Source organism: Desulfoplanes formicivorans, from assembly GCF_001748225.1.
Classification (GTDB): domain Bacteria; phylum Desulfobacterota; class Desulfovibrionia; order Desulfovibrionales; family Desulfomicrobiaceae; genus Desulfoplanes; species Desulfoplanes formicivorans.
In genome coordinates this window covers 87,235-109,197 of the sequence record NZ_BDFE01000004.1, presented here as the reverse complement: position 1 = coordinate 109,197, position 21,963 = coordinate 87,235, and the positions used below count along the sequence as shown (strand labels likewise).

Annotated in this window: 21 protein-coding genes and 1 tRNA gene; 12 read left to right on the top strand and 10 right to left on the bottom strand. The window is 55.6% G+C overall.

The genetic code is table 11. From position 1 onward, the window contains the following. Positions 1-43: 43 nt before the first annotated feature. On the bottom strand, positions 44-1,342 hold the full coding sequence (locus DPF_RS00790; protein WP_069856970.1) for a phenylacetate--CoA ligase family protein: 1,299 nt from the start codon (positions 1,340-1,342) through the stop codon (positions 44-46). A 460-nt stretch (positions 1,343-1,802) separates the two neighbouring features. Here DPF_RS00790 and rsfS point away from each other — a divergent pair, with 460 nt between their 5' ends. Beyond that, complete coding sequence (gene rsfS / locus DPF_RS00785) at positions 1,803-2,183, top strand: ribosome silencing factor (RefSeq protein WP_069856969.1); 381 nt, start codon at positions 1,803-1,805, stop codon at positions 2,181-2,183. Beyond that, a complete protein-coding gene (gpmI, locus tag DPF_RS00780) occupies positions 2,176-3,726 on the top strand; it encodes a 2,3-bisphosphoglycerate-independent phosphoglycerate mutase (protein ID WP_069856968.1) in 1,551 nt (516 codons plus the stop codon). Before rsfS ends, gpmI begins: the two co-directional genes overlap by 8 nt. A 100-nt stretch (positions 3,727-3,826) precedes the next feature. On the opposite strand, the gene DPF_RS00775 is transcribed toward gpmI, so the two are convergent. After that, entirely contained in the window at positions 3,827-4,714 is an 888-nt protein-coding gene (locus DPF_RS00775; protein WP_069856967.1) for a DMT family transporter, read from the bottom strand. Between the two features lie 101 nt (positions 4,715-4,815). Here DPF_RS00775 and DPF_RS00770 point away from each other — a divergent pair, with 101 nt between their 5' ends. Together DPF_RS00770 and DPF_RS00765 are read left to right on the top strand one after the other, a co-directional pair. Then, on the top strand, positions 4,816-6,357 hold the full coding sequence (locus DPF_RS00770; RefSeq protein WP_231702101.1) for a DEAD/DEAH box helicase: 1,542 nt from the start codon (positions 4,816-4,818) through the stop codon (positions 6,355-6,357). A 4-nt stretch (positions 6,358-6,361) separates the two neighbouring features. Beyond that, complete coding sequence (locus DPF_RS00765) at positions 6,362-6,643, top strand: peptidylprolyl isomerase (RefSeq protein WP_069856959.1); 282 nt, start codon at positions 6,362-6,364, stop codon at positions 6,641-6,643. A gap of 141 nt (positions 6,644-6,784) precedes the next feature. Here DPF_RS00765 and DPF_RS00760 read toward each other — a convergent pair whose 3' ends face one another. Continuing rightward, a complete protein-coding gene (locus DPF_RS00760; RefSeq protein WP_141721031.1) occupies positions 6,785-7,327 on the bottom strand; it encodes a hypothetical protein in 543 nt (180 codons plus the stop codon). A 103-nt stretch (positions 7,328-7,430) separates the two neighbouring features. On the opposite strand from DPF_RS00760, the gene DPF_RS00755 reads away from it, so the two are divergent. The 5 genes from DPF_RS00755 to DPF_RS00735 all read left to right on the top strand — a co-directional run bounded on the left by DPF_RS00755 (position 7,431) and on the right by DPF_RS00735 (position 12,601). Next, the gene (locus tag DPF_RS00755; RefSeq protein ID WP_069856954.1) at positions 7,431-8,717 is read left to right on the top strand and encodes a 4Fe-4S dicluster domain-containing protein; all 1,287 of its coding nucleotides are present in this window, start codon (positions 7,431-7,433) and stop codon (positions 8,715-8,717) included. Between the two features lie 251 nt (positions 8,718-8,968). Next, positions 8,969-9,478, top strand: a complete 510-nt coding sequence (locus DPF_RS00750) for an FKBP-type peptidyl-prolyl cis-trans isomerase (protein WP_069856952.1) — start codon at positions 8,969-8,971, stop codon at positions 9,476-9,478. A gap of 247 nt (positions 9,479-9,725) precedes the next feature. After that, positions 9,726-10,418, top strand: a complete 693-nt coding sequence (locus tag DPF_RS00745) for a 4Fe-4S binding protein (RefSeq protein WP_069856949.1) — start codon at positions 9,726-9,728, stop codon at positions 10,416-10,418. Between the two features lie 211 nt (positions 10,419-10,629). Beyond that, positions 10,630-11,631: a zinc-binding alcohol dehydrogenase family protein gene (locus DPF_RS00740; protein WP_069856947.1), complete on the top strand. Its 1,002-nt coding sequence runs from the start codon at positions 10,630-10,632 to the stop codon at positions 11,629-11,631. Positions 11,632-11,764: 133 nt separating this feature from the next. After that, entirely contained in the window at positions 11,765-12,601 is an 837-nt protein-coding gene (locus DPF_RS00735) for a nitroreductase family protein (RefSeq protein WP_069856945.1), read from the top strand. Between the two features lie 87 nt (positions 12,602-12,688). Here the strand turns inward: DPF_RS00735 and DPF_RS00730 are convergent, their stop codons facing one another. From DPF_RS00730 to DPF_RS00720, 3 genes are all read right to left on the bottom strand, one after another. Then, complete coding sequence (locus DPF_RS00730; RefSeq protein ID WP_069856943.1) at positions 12,689-13,924, bottom strand: hypothetical protein; 1,236 nt, start codon at positions 13,922-13,924, stop codon at positions 12,689-12,691. A gap of 542 nt (positions 13,925-14,466) precedes the next feature. Continuing rightward, entirely contained in the window at positions 14,467-15,018 is a 552-nt protein-coding gene (locus DPF_RS00725) for a YgjP-like metallopeptidase domain-containing protein (protein WP_069856941.1), read from the bottom strand. A 46-nt stretch (positions 15,019-15,064) separates the two neighbouring features. Next, complete coding sequence (locus DPF_RS00720) at positions 15,065-16,270, bottom strand: multidrug effflux MFS transporter (protein ID WP_218069948.1); 1,206 nt, start codon at positions 16,268-16,270, stop codon at positions 15,065-15,067. Between the two features lie 375 nt (positions 16,271-16,645). Between DPF_RS00720 and DPF_RS13945 the strand changes: the two genes are divergently transcribed. The 3 genes from DPF_RS13945 (at position 16,646) to DPF_RS00710 (ending at position 19,372) form a co-directional block, all read left to right on the top strand. Continuing rightward, complete coding sequence (locus tag DPF_RS13945; RefSeq protein ID WP_176724129.1) at positions 16,646-16,792, top strand: hypothetical protein; 147 nt, start codon at positions 16,646-16,648, stop codon at positions 16,790-16,792. 211 nt (positions 16,793-17,003) lie between these two features. Then, positions 17,004-17,399, top strand: a complete 396-nt coding sequence (locus DPF_RS00715; RefSeq protein WP_069856930.1) for a 4Fe-4S binding protein — start codon at positions 17,004-17,006, stop codon at positions 17,397-17,399. Positions 17,400-17,533: 134 nt separating this feature from the next. Then, positions 17,534-19,372 (top strand): formate--tetrahydrofolate ligase, encoded by a 1,839-nt coding sequence (locus DPF_RS00710; RefSeq protein WP_083254374.1) that lies wholly within the window; start codon positions 17,534-17,536, stop codon positions 19,370-19,372. A 101-nt stretch (positions 19,373-19,473) separates the two neighbouring features. Here DPF_RS00710 and DPF_RS00705 read toward each other — a convergent pair whose 3' ends face one another. From DPF_RS00705 to DPF_RS00690, 4 genes are all read right to left on the bottom strand, one after another. Then, the gene (locus DPF_RS00705) at positions 19,474-19,656 is read right to left on the bottom strand and encodes a hypothetical protein (protein ID WP_069856927.1); all 183 of its coding nucleotides are present in this window, start codon (positions 19,654-19,656) and stop codon (positions 19,474-19,476) included. Between the two features lie 148 nt (positions 19,657-19,804). Continuing rightward, positions 19,805-20,167 (bottom strand): carboxymuconolactone decarboxylase family protein, encoded by a 363-nt coding sequence (locus tag DPF_RS00700; protein WP_069856925.1) that lies wholly within the window; start codon positions 20,165-20,167, stop codon positions 19,805-19,807. Positions 20,168-20,332: 165 nt separating this feature from the next. After that, a tRNA-Ala gene (locus tag DPF_RS00695) sits at positions 20,333-20,408 on the bottom strand. 24 nt (positions 20,409-20,432) lie between these two features. Next, positions 20,433-21,941 (bottom strand): glycosyltransferase family protein, encoded by a 1,509-nt coding sequence (locus DPF_RS00690; protein WP_069856923.1) that lies wholly within the window; start codon positions 21,939-21,941, stop codon positions 20,433-20,435. Positions 21,942-21,963 lie beyond the last annotated feature (22 nt).

Genomic DNA, 21,963 nt, shown 5'->3' with positions numbered 1-21,963 from the left:
TTCGGTTTGGATCGAAGGGGCCGACGTCTCTCGCCTGACTGGATTACGAACGCAGATCAACGATCCTTTTGGCCTTGCCCTGGGAACGTTCAATGGTTTGCGGCTCGACCAGCGATACCTTGGCGGTGACACCCAGAAATTCCTTGATGTCCCGTTGTAGCTTGGCTTCAATTTTCTGTAAATGTTTGATTTTGTCAGAGAAGAGTTTTTCGTCGATTTCCACCCGGGCCTCCAGGGTATCCATGGCCCCTTCACGGCGGATGATCAGTTGATAGTGGGACGTCAGGCCGTGGGTATCCAGAAGAATGGATTCGATCTGGGTGGGGAAGACATTGACGCCGCGGATGATGAGCATGTCGTCACTGCGCCCCTTGATCCTGCTCATGCGTACATGGGTCCGGCCGCATTTGCAGGGAACCGGATTCAGGGCCGTGATGTCCCGGGTCCTGTAGCGGATGAGGGGGATACCCTCCTTGGTGATGGTGGTGATGACCAGCTCGCCGGTTTCGCCCATGGGTAGAACCTCGCCTGTGGCAGGATCAATGATTTCCGGAATGAAATGGTCTTCCCAGATGTGCAGACCGTTTTGGGCCGTATCGCATTCAATGGCCACGCCCGGGCCCATGATTTCCGAAAGGCCGTAGATGTCAAAGGCCTTGACTCCCAGTTTGGATTGGATTTCCTGGCGCATGCCTTCACTCCAGGGCTCCGCACCAAAGACGCCTATTCTGAGTTTGAGATCCTCGGGAGCCATGCCGGCGGCAATGATGGTTTCATACAATTTGACGGCATAGGACGGCGTGCTGCACAAAATGGTCGACCCGAAATCCTTCATGAGCATGACCTGGCGCCTGGTTCCGCCTCCGGAAAAGGGCATGATGGTTGCCCCGAGTTTTTCCGCACCATAGTGCATGCCGAGACCGCCGGTGAACAGTCCGTATCCGTAGGCGTTATGGACCATATCCCGGCGGGAGCCGCCCGTGGCCATGAGGCAACGGGCCATGAGCTTGGCCCAGGTTTCCACGTCACGCTGGGTATATCCGACTACCGTGGCCTTGCCTGTTGTTCCCGAAGAGGCATGGATGCGGACGATGTTCTCCTTGGGGGTGGCAAAGAGGCCGTACGGGTAGTTGTTGCGCAGGTCCTGCTTTTCCGTGAACGGGAGGTATTTGAGGTCATTGAGGGATTTGATCTGTTCGGGCCTCACCCCCAGTTCCCTGAATTTTTCCCGGTAAAAGGGAACGTTGTGGTACAGCTTGTCCACAAGATAGGTAAGGCGACTTGTCTGCAAGGCTTCAAGTTCTTCCCGCGGCATGGTTTCGCGTGCAACATCGTACATCATGGTCCGTCTCCCTGGAATCTTGAATGAAGGGGCGGCTGAATAAAGGCTCCGCCCCGGTGGCTGAAAACAATAAAAAAACCGCGGTCAGATGAGGCTGTCCGCGGTTTGGTTGCTTGATTTGCTATTGTATGTGCCTAGGCCGACACCACGGATTCCCCTTTGTGCGCAAAGGTAAAAAAATAAAAATAAAACAGGGAAAAAGTGGTGAAAGTCTGGTTCATGGTGGGAAAACATGTTGCAAAGTCCGGACGCGGTGTCAAGCTGTTTTTTGGGCCTGAAACCATGGGGCCCCGGAATCATTGGTGCTTGCCGGGAGAATGATTTGCTCTGCAGGTAACTTTGACGTATGCATATCTGGTTGACAGCAGCGACCAGCGCGGGACAGATTCCGCATGTCGGGATATCCCGTTTTCGTTACTGATTTCATTTGGGCCCCGTGCGGCCCGCTTAAGGAGAAAGCATGTCCGAAGAGAGCAGTACCTCTATACACGATCGTTTGGAACAAATCATCGCATGGCTTCATGAAAAAAAGGCCCGGGATGTCGTTGGCCTGGATGTACGGAATTTTTCCTCGGTGACCGAGGGAATGATCATTGCCACGGCCAACAGCGCACGTCAGGCCAAGTCGTTGGGTGCGTGGCTTCTGGAACAGGGCAAGCAGCACGGTGCTCCGGCCATGGGATCCGAAGGTATGGACATCGGGCAATGGATTCTGGTGGATTTCAACGATGTGGTGGTCCACATTTTTCAGGAAGATGTCAGGGAACTTTACAACCTTGAAGGATTGTTCGCGGATGTGCCCCGGGTTGCTGTAACTCCAGGAGAGGAAGCTGATGGTTGATCATCCCGTACTCCTGTTGATTCTGGACGGATGGGGCAAGGGTGCTCCCGGACCGGGAAATGCCATTTCCCTGGCCAAAACCCCGCATCTGGATGCTTTGCTTGCTACCTGCCCGAACACGGAACTTCAATGCATGGGCGAGTCCGTTGGCCTCCCCCCTGGGCAGATGGGCAATTCCGAGGTGGGGCATCTCAATCTGGGGGCCGGTCGGGTCGTGTATCAGGACATCATGCGCATCAACCTGGCTGTCCGGGATGGTTCCCTGCGCAGCAACTCGGTGCTTGAGGACCTTATTGAATCGGCCCGGGCGCGGGGGGGGCGCATTCATTTCATGGGCTTGGTCTCGGATGGCGGCGTGCACAGTGATCAGGCCCATCTTGCGGCCCTTTTGGCCCTGTGCAAGGAGAAGCATTTCAAGGATGTTCTGATCCATGTTTTTCTGGATGGGCGGGATACCCCTCCCAAGGGCGGGCTTGCTTATGTCCGCAAATTGATGGCAGATATGGACGCCCTGGGTGTGGGCCGCATTGCCACGGTCAGCGGACGTTTTTATGCCATGGATCGGGACAAACGGTGGGATCGCATTAAACTGGCGTATGACGCCATGACCCAGGGCGAGGGCGTTGCTGCCGACGATCCTCTGGCTGCCATCCAGGCCGCCTATGATCAGGGGGATAACGACGAGTTCGTCAAGCCGCAGGTGATTCGGACACCTGGTGGCCCCGTGGGAACGATCCAAGACGGGGATGCGGTCTTTTTCTTCAATTTTCGGGCGGATCGGGCCAGGCAGCTGACCCAGGCCCTGTTTGATCCGCATTTCAAGGAATTTACGCGCACAAAGATCCCCCGTCTTTGCGCCATGGCCACCATGACGCAATATGACCATCATTTCGGACTTCCGGCGGCCTTTCCACCTGTCAGCATGACCAATATCCTGGGCGAGGTGGTGGCCAGCAACGGGGCCAGCCAGTTTCGGGTTGCTGAAACCGAGAAATACGCCCATGTAACCTATTTTTTCAACGGCGGCCGTGAAGAGCCTTTTGAAGGCGAGGAGCGGTTGCTCGTGCCTTCACCCCGTGAAGTGGCAACCTATGATCAAAAACCCGAAATGAGCGTGAACGCGGTGACCGATGTCCTGTGTGAAGCGATTCATCGCAGAAAATATCGGCTCATTGTCTGCAATTTCGCCAATCTGGATATGGTGGGGCATACGGGGGTCATCCCGGCGGCTGTTGCCGCCTGTGAGGCCGTGGACCAATGCGTGGGCCGGGTTTTGAAGGCGTTGGACAAGACTGGCGGTACGGGTCTGATTACAGCGGATCACGGCAATGCCGAGGACATGCTTGACGCAGGCGGCGGGACCAAGACCTCTCACAGTCTCAATCCGGTCCCCTGCGTGCTGGTGGGTTCGGAGGCAACGGAATATTCCCTGCGAAGTGGCGGGGCGTTATGCGACGTGGCCCCGACGCTCCTTGGCTTGCTCGGTATAAAGCAGCCTGCGGAGATGACTGGCCGATCCCTTTTGCACAAGACAACCGGATAGGGGAGAAACGGCCGGCGTGCTCATGGCAGGCATGTTCCGAGAATCCCGTGCTGACCGTTTGGGCATCTCGGAGCATGGAGCCTGGCATGAGTCGGCTTCCTCAGGTCGTTGTCGCTTTCCCCTGCAGGGCTACGCCTCCGAGGATCAACACCAATCCGACCACGGTGGAGGGGAGAATGGGTTCGCCCACCAGGACCTTGATGAGTCCCAGGGAGATGACCGGGGAAAGATAGATGAGGTGGCTGATTTTGCCCGCATTGGTGGCGTGCTTGAGGGCCAGGAGCCAGAGAACAAAGGTGATGCCCATTTCAAAGACGCCGATATAGATGGCGCCTGCAAGGCCTGCCGGTGAATCCACGGCAAAACCAGATGTCATGGGGGTCAGGACCAGAATGTAAAGGGTCCCGAAGCAGAAGTTCACAAACAGACGGACGCAGGGGTCGAGTCGGTCACGGGTGTTCAGAATCCAGTACAGGGCCCATATGAGGGTGCTGCCAAGGGCCAATCCCGTTCCCAGGGGATCGGTGAACCGGAGTTCAAGCACATGGCCGTGGGTGGCAATGACCAGAACCCCGAGATAGCTGATGAGGATGGCCATCCATTGGCGCAGGCCCACCCGTTGTCCCAGAAGGGGAATGGACAGCAGGGTCATGGTGATGGCCCACGTGTAATTGAGGGCCTGGGCCTCCTGGGCCGGAAGCAGCTCATAGGCCTTGAACAGGATCAGGTAATAGAGCAGGGGATTGAGCAGGCCCATGCCCAGGGATACAAGGATGTCGCGTGGGGTAAGCGTTGCAAGAAGGGGCAGCTTCTTCTGCAAGGCGAGCATGACAAAGAGTACGCCCACCGAAGTCATGGAGGCAAAGGCCAGAAGCTGGACATGATCCATGTGCCGTAAGGTGAGCTTGAAGGCCGAGGCCACTGTGGACCAGATAAGAACCGAGGCCAGGCCGAACCCGTAGGCCCTTGATTGTGGAGAACGCAGCATGTCTGTATCCTTCTGGAAAATAATAATCCAACCATGCCCGGAGCATGTTCCCGGGTGATGTCACTTTGATAAGGAAAAAATACGTGGAACACGACGAACACATGAACGAAACAACACAAGCGGACGAGCCGGAATCAGCAACACCCCGGATTCCGGAAGCCGGTCTGAACGATCTTCCGGAGTTTCTCCAGGAAGCATGCGCCCGAATGGGGTGGACATCCCTGACTCCTGTCCAGGCCCGGACTCTTCCCTATCTGATTTCCGGTCGGGATGTCATGGTCCAGTCCCGGACTGGAACCGGCAAGACCGGGGCCTATGTACTGCCCCTGTTTGAAAAGATTGATGTCACCCGTCCCGGGTGTCAGGCCCTGGTTCTTGTTCCTACCAGGGAATTGGCCCGCCAGGTCATTGCCGAGGCTCAAGCCATTGGCCATGGCGGGAAGATCAAAACAGCCTCGTTGTACGGTGGGGCTTCGTACACGACCCAGTTGACGGATTTGCGTGCAGGGGCCCAGTTCGTGGTCGGTACGCCGGGAAGGGTCCTTGACCACCTTCTCAAGGGAGCCCTGAATCTGGACCACCTGTCCTTTCTGGTTCTGGACGAGGCCGACCGGATGCTTTCCATGGGATTTTATCCGGACATGAAGGCCGTACAGGGGTATCTTCCCCGCAAAAAGATCACGACAGCGCTTTTTTCCGCCACCTACCCCCCCCATGTCAAACGCCTGGCAGGCGAGTTCCTGCACAAGCCCCAGGTGCTCAGTCTGAGCAGCGACCACATGCACGTCACCGAAGTCGAGCATGTCTATTACAAGGTTCCGGGGATGAAGCGGGACAGGGCCCTCATCCGCATCCTGGAAATGGAAAACCCGGCCTCGGCGATCATTTTTTGCAACACCAAAGCCAACGTGCATTATGTCACGGTTGTTCTGAAACGATTCGGCTATGACGCCGACGAACTCAGCTCCGATCTTTCCCAGGGAGCCCGGGATCGGGTTCTGGGGCGGGTGCGCAAGGGAGACCTCCGTTTTCTGGTGGCCACGGATGTGGCTGCCCGGGGGATCGACATTCCCGAGCTGTCCCATGTCATCCAGTACGAGCCCCCTGAAGATCCGGAAGTGTATATCCATCGTGCCGGGCGAACCGGCCGGGCCGGTGCCAGTGGTCAGGCCATCATTCTGGTGGACGTGATCGAGGAACTCAAGATGCGATCCATTGCTAGGCAGTTCGGCGTTCCCATTGAGGAGCGGGATCTGCCCGGAGATGATGATGTCCAGGAACTCATGTCCGAACGGGCCATCGCCCTGCTTGAGGCCAAAATGCGTACCAGGGATCTGCTCCAGAAGGAACGCCAGGAACGGTTCGGTCCATTGGCCAAGGCCCTTGGAGAGGACGAGGAACTGCGTCCCCTCATGGCCATGCTTCTGGATGAGTTTTATCAGAGCTGCGTGTCCAAGCCCGTTGCAGTACCTGCGGATACCGGGAAAAAGGGCAAGGATCCGGTGAAGTCCGAATCCCGCAAGCGTCCGCGGCGTCGCCCCAGAAAAAAGCGCCCGGCCGCCAGAAAAGAAGGTTCCGGTTCGGCCTCAGGATCGAATCAGGCCCCACGAAATCAGCAACCAGCATCCAGCAACAGGGAGTAGACCCATGATGAGAGCAAGGGCCAGGCACATCCTCGTGCCCACGCGTGAAACCTGTGAACAACTCAAACAGGATATTATGAACGGTCAGGATTTTGCCGAAGTGGCTGCAGCCCATTCCACGTGTCCGTCGGGCAGGCGGGGTGGCGATCTGGGTACCTTTGGCAAGGAAGAAATGGTTCCGGAATTCGAAGAGGTGGTTTTTACCGGCGATGTGGGAGTTGTTCACGGACCCGTGCAGACCCAGTTCGGGTTTCACCTTATCGAGGTGACCGAGAGAACCGAGTAGTCCGACGTGATACATCCTGGAGCATGCCGCGTTGCACGCCGGTTCATCCGCCTGGGGCACGCGGTGAAGTCCATACAAAAATCCGGGCCACTTTCGCAAGAAGGTGGCCCGGATTCGTATGTGTGCTGGTGTGCCCGTTGATTATTCGTCAATATAGGCAGCGTTTTCGAGAAGCTGTCTGGTGGTGTAGGCCGTCTGCACATTGAGTTTGACCCGGGCGAAGTCCATGGTCGTGTACTCGGTCTCAAGCTGACGTCGGATGATCGTTCTCAAGGCCAATGTCACCTTGGGGGGCAGGGGCACATGGCATATGCCCTTGATTCGGCCCATGTCCGACAGAAAGATACCCATGCGTACGGGGAGGGGAAGATTCATGAAATGCTTGAGATATTCTCCGTACTGGGAACGGGCATCAAAGCTCCCTTCAACCGGGCCAAAGACTTTGTCGTTGAAGGTGAGGATGAGAAAGGGGATGGGCGGGCAGGTGTCGGCGGCAAACAGTCCGACGGATCGGACACCCTGGGTGAAGGCGTGCATTTCTTCCAGGGTGGTTCCTGGAAAATTGAGGTTCAGGTTGAGACCCTGGGCATCGGTTTGCAGCCAGCACCCTTCAATGCGCGGGACGGAAATGCGCAGGGGATTGTTGATGGGAATGGTGATCATGATGGTATACGGTAGTGTCACACTGTGAAACGTTTACTAACAATGCTTGAAAACATACATGGAATTTTGTATAAGTCAACGCATTTCATGAAAAAAATGTCATACAAAAAAGGGGCTCTGCAGCATGGCACATCAAACTCTACGACCTGGCTATGATAGTCTTGTGGACCGCATTAATCGTTTTCCCCAGGGGGCGCCTCCTTCACCCTTGCTGTACAAGATCCTGAATATTCTGTTTTCGGAAAAGGAGGCCGAACTGGTGGCCAAGCTGCCCATCAAGCCTTTTGATGTTCACCGGGCCGCCCAGGTCTGGCAAAAGCCATTGGCCGAGACCCAAAACATTCTGGACGAGCTTGCCGGTCGGGCCCTGCTGGTGGATATCGAAGACGAGAACGGCAAGTCCGTGTATGTCCTTCCACCGCCCATGGCTGGTTTTTTCGAATTCTCCATGATGCGCACCCGTGGGGATATTGACCAGCATTTGCTGGCCCAGTTGTTCTACCAGTATTGCAATGAGGAAGAGGATTTCATCAAGAACCTGTTCGTCAAGGGGGAAACCCAGCTTGGCAGGGTCTTTGTGAATGAGTCCGTCCTGGCCAAGGAGGATGATAGCCATGTCCTGGATTACGAGCGGGCTTCCGAAGTTATCCGGACCTCTCCGCAAATGGGGGTATCAACCTGTTATTGCCGGTCCAAGATGCAGCACATGGACCGTGCCTGTGACGCCCCCCTGGACATCTGCATGACCTTTAACGCTACAGCGGGTTCACTCATCAAGCACGGTTTTGCCCGGTCTGTGGATGTGGCCGAGGGGCTTGATCTTCTGGATCAGGCCTATGAGCACAATCTGGTTCAGTTTGGGGAGAATTGCAGGCAAGGCGTTAATTTTATTTGCAATTGCTGCGGATGTTGCTGTGAAGCCCTTTTGGCTGCCAAGCGGTTTGGTCTGCTCCATCCCATTCACACGACCAATTTCATGCCTGTTATTGATTATGATCGTTGTACCACCTGCGGCCAATGTGTGATTGCCTGTCCGGTTGAGGCCATGGGGTTGGTTTCGGCCAATGATCCCAACAATCCCAAACGCAAGAAGACTCATGTGCATGCGGATATCTGCCTGGGGTGCGGCGTTTGTGCCAGGAATTGTCCCGAGCAGGCCATTACCATGCGATCCCGGGAAAAACGGGTTATCACTCCCCTTAACTCGACCCACCGGTGCGTGGTCATGGCCATTGAGCGTGGCCAGCTCCAGAATTTGATCTTTGACAATCAGGTCCTCTGGAGCCATCGCGCCCTGGCAGCGGTCCTCGGGGTGGTGCTCAAGCTGCCCGGGGTCAAGCAGGTCATGGCTTTGAAACAGGTCAAGTCCCGGTATCTGGAATATGTGATCACGCATTTTTATCGAGGATGATGTCCCTGGATGGACTGTTTTTGATCCGAACGGGTTGACACTTTCCGATTCGTTCGTAATTTGTGCATTCGGCGCTTCGAAACCGATTCCGGTTACGGGGCTTATGGTTTGTTATTCCCCGAAGACGGCGTCATGCCGAAACGGGGGAATAGGGAACCCGTACTCATGAACACTCGGTGTTCCCGAACCGTCCCCTTTCTTGAGCGGGTCGTCATGTTCGGTTCATCGCAAGCAGTCAGAAAGGGAGACGTATGCAAAAGGTAGAAAACGGTTTGTTCGTGCAGGTGGAGTACACGGGAACACTCGAAGACGGGCAGGTGTTCGACACCAGCAAGGGAAGAGCACCGCTGGAAGTGGCCATGGGTGCAGGCCAGATGATTCCCGGATTCGAGGCCGCTTTGGTGGGAATGGAGTTGGGGGAGAAGAAGACCTTCACCCTGGCCCCTGACGAAGCCTATGGCGAACACATGGAAGAACGGATCATGGATTTCCCGGCCGAGCAGATCCCTGAAGACATGGATCCGCAGGTGGGCCAGACCATCGGTGTGTCCACGTCCGAAGGCCAGCAGATGCCGGCGCTCATCACCCATGTGGACGACGAAAAGGTGACCCTGGATCTCAATCACCCCCTGGCTGGCAAGTCCCTGACCTTTGCCATCGAGGTGGTGGGTATTTCCAATGAATCGGCAACCCAGCAGGCATCCTCGTGCTCCAGCGGAGGCTGTTCCAGCTGCTGCGGTGACTGCGGGTGCGGGGAGTAGATTCGGTTCCTTCGTATTGAATTGAGACAAAAAACCGAGAAAGCCCTTTTCACTATGGAAAGGGCTTTCTCGGTTTTAGTCTGATCGGCAGGGAGCATGGTCACGTTGCTTGGGCGTCTTGGCTCCCTTGATTTATGGGCAGCCCATGGCCAAAAGAACTATATCCCCGGCAGGGAGTGCCTTGAAAATTGGGTTTTGTCCGGTGTTGTGTTTTCAGTGTAGGATCAACAATAAGCCAGAGATGAGTATGCAATCAATACCACTTGCAGAGATTCATGAAGCCATTGCCAAGATCGGCTGCCCCACCTTCACCACCCTTGACGGGGACACCATGCACAGCCGGATTATCAGCGTGTGCGGTGGTGATGACGAGGGGATCTATTTTCTGACCATGAACGTGAAGCCGTTCTACCGCCAGCTCAAAGCCAATCCCCAGGTGGCCCTGTGCGGCATCTATCCTTCCGGCCGCAAAGAAGGAAAGAACAAGGATGGGCAGCCCTACTTGGAACCTGGCTTTTTTCTACGACTTACGGGCGAGGCGCGTGAAGTTACTGACGAGGAAGTCAGGAAAAAGGCCCAGGCAGGCAGTGAACCCCATCAGTACGCACTAGAAGACGCCGAACGTTATCCGGCCATGCGTCTTTTTTGTATTTTCAAGGGCAAAGGCGAAATATTTGATTACGATTTTGAGATGGAGAATCGCGACCACAAATTGTTGCGAACCCGCTTTGCTTTTGGAGGGGAAAGCGTGAGTGAGGCAGGGGTGCACATCGATCCAACCGCATGTATCGGCTGCGGTGCATGCTTCGAGACCTGTACCTTCAAGGCCATTGAAGAGGACGGGAATGTCTTTCGCGTACAGGGTGAGTGGTGTGATGAATGCGGCAGCTGCATCCAGGTCTGTCCGGTGGAGGCCATCGAGGTATCGGAAACCATGTGAAACGGGCGGTCTTGGCGGTGCTCAAGTTTCTCTTTTTATACCCAGAGTCCGAACATGTGACGGCAATCTGAGACGGATTTGAGTGTTCGCCTCTTGCTTTTGATAGGGACGATCTGTGGGGCCTTTTGCAAAACGGGATTTCATGTGTATGGTGGTACGCAATAATGATTTCAAAAACACCCTTAATCCGCGTACAACGCAAGGAACGACCATGAAAATGATCGTAGCCACATGTGGAGAGGCTGCTGACAGCCCCAGGGCATTTGTTCTTCAGGATCAGCCCGTTCCCGAGCCCCAGGGGCGGGATATACTTGTTGGCATCAACGCCATGGGTATGAACCCGGTGGATACCAAGGTCCGCACAGGCATGGAAGGAGAAAGGGTACTGGGCTGGGACGCTTGCGGCATTGTGGAAGCCGTGGGGAGCGAGGTGGCGGGTTTTGCCATAGGGGATCGTGTCTTCTATGCTGGCGATCTCACCCGCCCCGGCACGAACACTGAATACCATCTTGTGGACGAACGTATTGTTGCCAAGGCTCCGGCTTCCCTTTCAGACGCACAGGTTGCAGCCATGCCCCTTACGTCCATCACTGCCTGGGAAGCCCTTTTCGAACGTCTGCAATTCGTACCCGAACCTGGGGCCAACAGGGGACAAAGCATCATGATCATCGGCGGGGCCGGAGGCGTGGGTTCCATTGCCACCCAGCTCGCGCATTGGGCCGGACTGACGGTCTATGCCACTGCCTCTCGCCCGGAAACGGCCGCATGGTGCAAGAAACTCGGTGCTGACGGTATCGTCAATCATCGCAAGAATCTGGCCGAGGAACTGGCGGCTGCCGGAGCCGGGCAGGTGGACGCGATTTTTTGCACGACCCACCTGGAGCGTCATTGGCAGGCCATGGCTGACAGCATCCGGCCGCAGGGAAAAGTGGTTTTTATCGATGATCCTGAACATCCCCTGGATCTCACGGTGTTCAAGATGAAGAGCGTTACCCTGGTCTGGGAATTCATGTACACCCGTTCCATGTTCCAGACTCCGGACATGGCTGAGCAGGGCAAACTGCTGACCCGGGTGTCCGGACTGCTCGAGGACGGCACCCTTGTTTCCACCCTCAGCGAGACCCTGACCGGGCTGACCGTGGAGAACATTCGGGCCATGCACATCAGGCAGGAAAGCGGGGCCATGGTGGGCAAGCAGGTACTGGTGGTATAGCTCGTCAGCGTGTTGGCAACCGACTTGGGTCCGAAATTTTCGATAAAGGCTGACAGATGAACCCGGGATCATGACGGGCAGACACGGGTCTGCCTGCCGGGATTTTTAATATGAATGAGCAACAGGATACACTATGATTGATTTCAAAGTACATGAAGACCGCTGCATCGCATGCGGCCATTGCGTGGCCGATTGTCCGGCCGGATGTATTGTCATGGAAAAGGGCGCATTGCCTGTCATCCCCGATGAAAAGAAGTGTATCGGCTGCCAGCATTGTCTGGCCGTATGTCCCACCGGGGCCATTTCCATCCTGGGAGTTGATCCGGATGAGAGCATGGACCTGCAGTACGAGATGCCCACGGCACATTCTCTGGAGACCCTCATCAAGGGGCGTCGGTCCGTGCGGCACTACAGGAAACAGTCTCTGGAAGCGGCAACCATCAAAAAGCTTCTGGAGATCGCCTGGCACGCGCCCACCGGCACCAACGCCCAGGGCGTGCTCTTTACCGCCACCATGACCCGGGAGGCCACCGAGGCCCTGGGCAAGGAGATCTATGCCCGGTTGGGCAAGATGCTTCCCGAGTTGGATCCCCAACAGGATACATTGGCCCACAAGTACATGCGCATGGCTTATGGGGCGTACACCGAACACGGCGCGGACGTCATCCTGCGTGGAGCTCCGCATATTCTCATTGCCAGCGCACCGGGCAAGATCGCCGTTCCCATGGTCGATTGCGTCATCGCCCTGACCCATTTCGAGCTCATGGCGCAGACTATGGGCGTTGGTGCGGTATGGGACGGCATGCTCACCTGGTGTCTGGCCGAATTCTTTCCTGATCTGGCCGAACGGCTCGGTGTACCCAAGGCCCACAAGATCGGCTATTGCATGGTTTTTGGTCGGCCTGCCGTAAAGTATCACCGCACGGTCCAGCGCGTTCCTGCCAAAATGAACCTGGTGGAAACGTTCTGAGCGTAAACATGCCAGCCACGCAAAACGCCCCGGAACCGATCGGTTCCGGGGCGTTTTGTTTTGAAGCATCCGGGTGCAGGCTGTTCATCAGGCCGCGCTACCCCGCACCCCTTTCTTGAACATCTCCCACATGTCCAAAAAGGCGGCGTCAAAATCCCGGGTCTGAATGTATTCCCTGGCCTGTGCGCCCATGGTTTTGAGAAGATGGGGATCATTGGCCAGCCGGATCATGGCCTGGCAGAGCTCGTCGGCATCCCCGGCCGTACACACGAGCCCGGTTTTTCCCGGGATCATGTTGTCCGCTCCCCTGTTCACAAAGGTCGCCCAGATCCTGTCGAGATCTTTCTGGTCTTTGGGGCACCCTTCGGCCACATCCAGGAATTCCCTGTGGTTCATGACAATCGCGCTGGCCTCGCGCAGGAGATAATCCTGTACGGTTTTCGAGTCCAGCAGCCGGGTGGTCATGCGTGTTGTGGAAGAAGCGAACAACCGGTGCACGCGTTCCATGAGCGATGTCGTGCCGTTGCCTTGGGGGGCCAGGCACCCGTGCACGAAGCGCAGGAACACTGATTTGCGGGCCATGGTTTCCGGAGTGGCCGGCTCTCCCTGGGGGCATCCTTTTTTGTCCGCGATTTTTTGAAGAAAGCCGTGTACGTCCGTGACGTCTTCCACCCTTGTGTACATGCTGGCGATGTTCAGGCAGGAGTGGTCGTCCGATCCCGCTGTCAGTCCCTTGATCCACGGTGTTTTGCCCCACGGGGGCAGAGCGTGTTTCTGAACAAGATCGTAGAATCCCTCCTTGGTCAGGGCGGCCAGAATGGCCTGTATGGAACGGTTCTGGGTCCGGTCCCGACATCCGTTCAGTTCAAAAAGGTTGAACAGGATCAGACATTGTTCCACATGTTCGACAGTCAGCCGTTCGTTGACTGCAAACAGGGGGTGCGCCAGCACATGGACAATGGACTGGGCCCGAAGATAGGCCACCAGATCAAAGACATTGGACCGCAATCTCTGGAACTCCCGATGATCTTCCTGGGATATGTCATAGGCCAGAATGTGCAGTTTGCACTTGTCGTCGGGCAAATAGGTGGTGATCTCCTCACTGATGAAAGTATGGGGCAGGTGGGCGATTTCCAGGCATCCGGCAATGGAATTGTGATCTGTTATGGTCACCAGATCCATGCCCCGCTCCCGGGCTCGTTGGTAAAGGGCCAGGGGATCGGTGAAGCTTTCCGGACATCCGATTTTCTGCAGCAACCATTGGGAGGGGCGGGAAGAGTGTCTGGAATGAACGTGAAGATCGTGCTTGAGCGCGGGTTTCATACATGTCCTCCGGAAATTGGTTTGTTACGTGGAATTCATTCCATGTAAACCAACCCCGGTGACGAACGGGTTGCCCGTGTGTTACCATTGTATTTTCAATGTCGCTATTTTGGGAATGGAGGGGGGATTCCATATCCGCCTTTTCTCCTCAACAATCAGGATGAAGGAATGGACATGCGCATGGTGTGTATCGCGGTACTCGTTATCATGGGATGTATGGCCCTGGGCTACGGGATTCCCGACCTGCCGGGGGAGGCAGAAAATGCACCTTCTGATAATCCTTCGGGAGATCATGCAAAGGACAAGGGCCCGGCGCAGAAAATCCGCACCGGGCCCTTGTCGCAAAAAGAAACAGCAGCCTGCAATGGGCTAAAAAAAGACGTCCCCGTTGGGGCTGAACGCCCAGACAATGGCTGAGTAGGTGACCACAAGGGCCATGGCAAAAACAGACGGTACCAGCATGTCCGCATCCTCCTTAAATATATTTTCATACACAACATGGGTTCGTGATGCCTGCTGGCAAACACGTTTCGGGTCGGGTGTCAACGACTTTGTGCTTTTTTGTACAAATTCCTCTCATGCCCCATCTCGTGCCCCACGGGCAATGTGTTCAGCCGGTCACGATGCGCTCTCCATCCGGGCATGAACCTGTCCATCAGTTCCTCGAAACAGACGCTGCGTATCGGTTCCAGCAGCCGGACCATCTCGCGAACCAGGGCATATTCCAGACAGTCCAGAGGGTTTTTGGCCAGATCCGTGTTCAGCCGAATGGTACCGGATTCGGGTTTGCTGCTTCGCTGCTTTTCCATTGCTGTGATGACCAGCCGCTTCACCTTCACGCCGATAATTTTCTCCCATTTCGGGATCAACCCCATGGCCCGGTTCCTGAGTTCCTCCCGATACCAGGCGTCCAACCCTTCCTCTGGTTTGGGAATCGGTGCATCCGGTGGAAGCTCCAACGTGAGGATGGAATGTCCCCTCTCCACATGCAGGACCCTGCCTGTTTCATCCATATGCATCGGATAGCGTTTGCCCCACAGATAAAGACTTTGGCGTTCCTTTGGGGGGCGTTTTTGTGATTCAGAGCGGTTCATGCACGATACTCCGGGAGCGTTAGGGCTGACGATTTGCTCGGTAACTTCACCGGTTTTCTCGTCCGCTTTTCGTTGGGTTCGTGTCAGGGTGGCTCCTTGTGGACACGAGGAGCCAGAAACTCAGGACTATCCCTCCACTGAAAATGGCAAGAAGGGAAATCACATGGACTTTGTTTATCCAGTCAAGAGCAATGAACCACATGGAGAATGCCCCGATCATGAAGTAGACGAGAATCATGAAAGAGGAGGCGGTTCCGGCGCCATGGTCCACTTGTTCGAGAATCAGGTTGTTGCTGGGGGGGCGACTGCAACCAAAGAAGAAGGATACAAGGGCCATGGGTAGAGCCAGGGTCCAGGGACCGGAAAAGAGAGCGGAGCGCATGAGCAAGCCTCCCAGTAGAATCCCTGCAAAGCTTATGGTCAGCAGTTTTCTGCTCTCAATGCGTTTATGCAGACGAGTAAAGGCAAATGAACCGGCCATGATTGAAAACGCATTGAAAGCAAAGAAGTAGCCAAACACCTGCTCTGAAGTACCAAAGGTATTGATGTAAATGTCGGCGGCGGATCCAATGAAGGAGAAGTGAGGGAAAACAATGAGAGAAAAAAGTACAACCATGCCAAGATAGCTTTTATTATGCAGAAGCTGCAGATACATCCCTGCGGTGGCTCGTACGCCACTGACGGACAGTTCCTTGAGGGGCTCTTCCATGAAAAAGACCCCGGCCCATGCCACAAAACCGATGGCTCCCTGACAGATAAAGATCCACGGCCAGGAAAAATATGTCATGATCCATGCTCCCAAAACAGGAGCCAGCATGGGGGCCAGAGCCATGATGACTCCCATGTATCCCAGTAATCTCTGACGCTCGTATCCTTCATAAAGGTCTTTTGTAATTGCCATGGAGATCACCGATGCCGATGACGCTCCGGCCGCCTGCAATATTCTGAATATGATCAGACTGTATATATTCCCGGAAAAAGCACAAAACAGGCTTGCGAGGATATAGATTGCGATACCGAGCAACAGGGGTTTGCGACGACCGAACCTGTCGGAGAGAGGGCCGTACATGACAAGAGTCAAGCAATAGCTAACGAAGAAAACCACCAACGTGAGGTTCATGGTCGACATGGGCTGCTGCCAGATTTTTTGCAGAAAGGGCAGGGCGGGAAGGTACATGTCGGTGGAGAGGGGTGGGAATGTTGCAAGGAGAGACAAAAGGAGAACTTTTTTGAGATGGTCTGTTGTTTTCATATATTTTCTTTTGGGAAGAGGATGCATAAAGGCATTGCTGAGGAGATGATCCGGTCCTGATATTGCGTTCCAGCGATGATGTTTTACACATGGTCGATTCGAGATGAGAACTGTCGTGAGCGTTGACCTCCGGCAAACGGTCATCATCCTTCCCGTGCCTTCATATCACAGGAGAATTAAGGATGATAACCAGCGTGGATTCCTTGTCAACAAAGGAAGAATCCGCTCAGTTGAACGATATGTTTGACAACTCAAGGGGGTCATTGTGAGCCGTTATTTCCAATCAGAATGTTCATACGGTCTGAAGCTGTGACCATATGCCCGACAGGGAGGTGATGCCCGGATTCACCAGCCGGGCCTGAAGCAACTTATAGCTTGTCCCCGTATTCTCCCTGTCTCGGGGTGCTCTGGTCGGAACAGCTCAGCGTGCCGCCTTTCCTGCCCTATACCGTGGGCAAGGAGTACGGTTCACCCATGCGGGAGTTTCGGGAAGTGGTGCGGGAAATATGGAAGGGTCGCTGAAACGTTTCTCTTTGCCCTGTCATGACCACAGGAGGGTTCGCGTTTCATTCTCGTCATGCAGGTGCGCAGGAATAACAAAGCTGGGACCGACGAAATTCGGTCCTTTTTTTTCTGGCCTTTCGGAAGGGAGAGCGATACAGCCTCACTCCCCGGCGCGGGAGAACAGCTTCTGTGCATATCTCGGGGATTGTGAATTTTTCAAAGAGTAACTATGCGTATTTCCTTTTCTTGTGTCCGACGCAGTGTGCAGGTCGTATTCGCCCTGTTCTGTCTTTTCACGGGCTGGCGTTTTTATAGGTACTCTCTCTGGCTCACCGGGGCGTCCACGGTTGCGGCCGTAAGACCTCCTTCGGTGGAGGCATTTCTCCCCATCAGCGCTCTTCTGGGATTCAAATCCTTTCTGGTAACCGGCGTCTTCGATTCCATCCATCCTGCGGGTTTGGTGATCCTTCTGGCCGCCGTGGGTTCCGCGTTGCTGCTTCGCAGGGCTTTCTGCGGCTACATCTGCCCCATAGGCCTTTTTTCCGACGGTCTTTTCCGGTTGGGCGAAGGTTTTCTGCCCCGTCCGTCCATCCCGAGGCCACTGGAGCACCCAGGTGAGCCCTGACATGGTCAGGATGTTTCTCGAGCGGGGCTGCCCCCTGTCCCTGGAAAATTCGCGCTCAATATATTGGTAATCTTGTTTTTTCTGCCCGAGACGGGCTTTGTCTTTCATATTTTCATGCTGAAACGTGAGGCTGTATGAGTCGTTCTGATCGCTGTTCCCTTCGGGAGAGGAAGGTTGTCCTTGAGGAAGCCGGAATCAAAACCCTTGACCCCACAAAGTATCCGGACGGTGATATCGCCATGGATGCGGAAAAGCGGATGAAAACCGTGTACGAACTTGCCGATCAGATGGGGCTGGAAAGTCGGGAATTGCTTCCCTACGGTCACTACATGGGCAAGATCGATGCGGCTCCTGTTCTCAATCGGCTGGGAAAAAAGCCTGACGGAAAATATATCGACGTGACCGCCATCACCCCCACCCCCCTGGGAGAAGGCAAGTCCACGACTACTATCGGCCTGGTGCAGGGACTGGGCAGACGGGGAAAACGCTGTTCCGCGGCCATCCGCCAGCCTTCGGGCGGTCCCACCATGGGGATCAAAGGCTCTGCAGCAGGAGGGGGACGTTCCCAGTGCATTCCCCTTTCTCAATATTCCCTCGGTTTCACCGGAGATATCAATGCCGTTCAAAACGCCCACAATCTGGCCATGGTGGCTCTTACGGCACGCATGCAGCATGAACGCAACTACAGCGACGAGAAGCTGCTGGCCATGTCGGGTATGGATCGCCTGAACATCGATCCCACACGGGTGGAGATGGGCTGGACCATGGATTACTGCTGCCAGGCCCTGCGCAACATCATCATCGGCATCGACGGGGGCAACGGCTCGCGCGACGGGTACATGATGCGTTCGCGCTTCGACATCACCGTTTCCTCCGAAGTCATGGCCATCCTGGCCATAGCCGCCGATCTGGCCGATCTGCGTGCCCGCATCGGCAGGATCATCGTGGCCTTCGACAAGTTCGGGAATCCCGTCACCACCTCGGATCTCGAAGTGGCCGGAGCCATGACCGCGTGGCTGGTCGAGGCCGTCAAGCCCAATCTCATCCAGACTCTGGAAGGCCAGCCCGTACTGGTGCATGCCGGGCCATTTGCCAATATAGCCATCGGCCAGAGTTCCATCATCGCTGACAGGGTCGCACTCAAACTTTCAGACTACCATGTGACGGAATCGGGATTCGGGGCCGATGTCGGGTATGAAAAATTCTGGAATCTCAAGTGCCATTACAGCGGGCTGGCCCCGGATGCGGCTGTTGTGGTGGCCACCATCCGCGCCCTCAAGTGCCATGGTGGTGCCCCCGTCCCCCGGCCCGGAAAAAAGCTTCCCGACGAATATACCCGTGAAAACGTGGAATGGGTGGAAAAGGGATGCGCCAATCTTCTGCATCACATCGGGGTGGTGAAAAAGTCCGGGGTTTCTCCCGTGGTGTGCATCAATGCCTTTGTTTCGGATACGAAAGACGAAATCAGGAAGGTGAAGGAACTCTGCGAAGCAGCGGGGGCCCGGGTCGCTCTTTCCAGACATTGGGAATGCGGCGGCGAAGGGGCGCTGGAGCTGGCTGATGCGGTTACGGATGCCTGCGAGGAAAAAAGCCGGTTCACGCCTTTGTACTCATGGGACATGTCCATGCGCAAGCGTATCGAAACCGTTGCCCGGGAGATCTACGGGGCTGACGGGGTGGACTATTCTTTCGAGGCGTCTTCCCGGCTCAAGCAGATCGAAAATGATCCCGCTTTTGCTGATTTCGGCCTGTGCATGGTGAAGACCCATCTCTCGCTGTCGGACAATCCCTCTCTCAAGGGGGTGCCCAAGGGATGGAGGCTCAAGGTCGGCGACGTGCTCACGTACGGGGGGGCCGGGTTCATCGTGCCCGTGGCCGGGTCCATCTCCCTCATGCCGGGGACCGGGTCCAATCCTTCGTACAGAAGGATCGACGTGGACACGGCAACGGGCCGCGTCAAAGGATTGTTTTAAATTATCAGACCGGTTTCATGAGAAAAAGGGAGGGGGGCACCTGCACGGGTGCCGCCTCTCCCTTTTTTTTGTCTTCATCCCTGTGGAGAAGCGGGTTCTGCCTACCCCTCTTCCCTGATGAGTTTGAGCAGATCGTCTGCCGTGATCCTGGCCGACATGTCCGTACGACCCAGCAGGTAATCCTTTTCCGGTTTTCCAAGGGGAAAACCATGGAGCGCTGTTCTGGAAATGACATGGTACATGGTAGGAATATCCGAACGGACAAACCGAGCTATTCTGGGCATCTGGCATCTCCGGATATGAAAATGCAAGACAAGAGACATTCGTTGAGAGAGGAGTTGAGGAAGAGCTTGCCCCATCCGTCAAAATTTTCGATTTTTAGCCTGTCCCCATATCCTCTTCAGGATACATAGGATACATTGGCCCTGGTTCTCATCCTTTCCCTGATTCAGGCAACAATCCTTGCTCTTTAAGAAAGCGTACGACGCGGGTGACCTCTCCGGCGGCCATGGTCCCGCCCAGGGAGATGGCCACGGCAGATGCTTCCAATATCTCTTCCACGGTGGCCCCGGCCTTCAGGGCAAGGTCGGTCTGATACAGGATGCAGGCCCGACAGCCTTTGACCAGGGCAGCATTCAGGGCCATGAGACGTTTGATCTTTCCCGGCAACACACCGTCCTTGTACACTTCGGCAGGTAACTCTTCGTAGGCCCGGGCCACGTCAGGAAGCAATCGTTTGTAGGTGTCAAAATCCCTTCCGATGTTTTCCTTGAGCTCTGTTTGGTGTTCCAGCATACATTTCTCCTTGCTTGTTGGGGTTCAGACTGAGCCCATGTACAGGATTCGAAATGGTGGGGCAACCGCGCTGGTTTGCAGACAGTGCAACAGGGCGGACAGATGGCACAGAAAAGACAAAAAGCCTGACGGCGTGTACTACGCCGTCAGGCTTTTGATTCCTTGTGGTGGAGACGAAGGGGATCGAACCCTCGACCTCAGCGTTGCGAACGCTGCGCTCTCCCAGCTGAGCTACGTCCCCGGATGTGAAGATGAGCCTTTACGATCATTTGTCGATGATATCAAGAATTTTTTGGACACGGTGGTCATAGGTGTGATGGGCCAGGATCTCGTTGCGCCATGCTTTGCGCAGGTCCTGTTTGGCACGGGATTCAGGGGTGAATCGCTGGATGAGGGATTCCAGTTCTGCCGGGGTCTTGAAGGAGATGGGTGCACAGAGCTCCCGGGGAAAGATGGCCTGCCCGGGTGTGGTGTCGGTGAGGAGGAATCCACCTGCGGCCCAGACATCGAAATGCCGCTGGGTCAACCCGTGGGGAAGGAGCATGCTGGTCATGTTGAGGGTGATGGGGGAACGGGCGTGCCAGGTGGCCAAGGGCCCGTAATAGTCCACGGGAGGGTGCAGGGTAAAGGGATGGGTCAGGTGCTGGCGCCAGGCCAGATCACCCACAATGGTCAGATGGGCGGATGCTGCAGCAATCTCAAGGCAGGTCCGTCGCCAGGCCAGGGATGTTTCTTCGGCACCCAGTCCGGCGCTGCGGATTGCGTGGCCGGGCCAGAAATCTGTCACGCCGAGTTGGTCGATCCACCAGGAAAGATCTCTGCGTTTGCCCTTGACCATGTCTTGGCAGGCAATTTCAAGAAGATGTTGGTCCATGGATGCACCGGCAAAGAATCCCTGTTTGCGGGGAAAAGCAGTTCTGCCCGCAAAGGTGACTCCGGAAAGTGTCTGCTGGCCGTCCTGGTGACCGGAAGGTGTGAAAAAATACGGATCAGTTGCCAGGGGAAGATGAAAGGGTTTGCCCCCAAGGGCTTCAAGGGGGCGGATAAACCAGTTGTCGGTCACCCCCATGGGAATGTCCTTCCAAAAGGGGCTTTTGCATTTTCCCAGGACATGGAACGGATTGTCCACCATCCAGGCCACCACCCTGGTGCCTGCCTCGTGCAGAAGATGGTACAGGCTTCCATGGCTGTCGAGCCCGGCCAGGTTGAGGCTGACAAACAATTTGGGGGTAAGGCGGGAGAGGATATCGGTCAGTTGGTCAACGGTGAGATGCTCCGGTATGGGGACGGGCCTGAGTCCGACTTTTTTAAAGGCCCTGGCCAATTCCGGAAGGATCAACGCATTGGCATCCCAGGGAAGCAGGACAACGTTTTCTGGACGCGTGGGGGTATATTGCCTGAGGGCAAGGCGGACTTTTGCCATGATCGGTCCCCAAAACGACGGAAACAGACGTTCATTGGGGGTGTAAATCCACAGGGTGGATGCGGCCAATCGCTGAAAAGTGAGTTTTTCAGGTGGGATGCGTGTCCAGGAGTGGGGGATGCTTTCGTGCCATGTTTGATCCATGTTGCGCCAAAACGTGTCGGACTCCACGAACCAGACCTTGCGGGGATGACCGGCAAGGGCGGGCAATTGTTCCGGTTGGGGGCCCAGTCCCAGAAAAAGGTGTTCCTGCCCCTGACCCGTGCGGTAAAATCCGGAGGCAGCATCGGGAAGTGTCCGGGTTTTTCCAAGCTCATTTTGGGTCTTTACACGCGTGGGACGGGCTGGCATTATTTGGCTCTTTTTTAGGGAC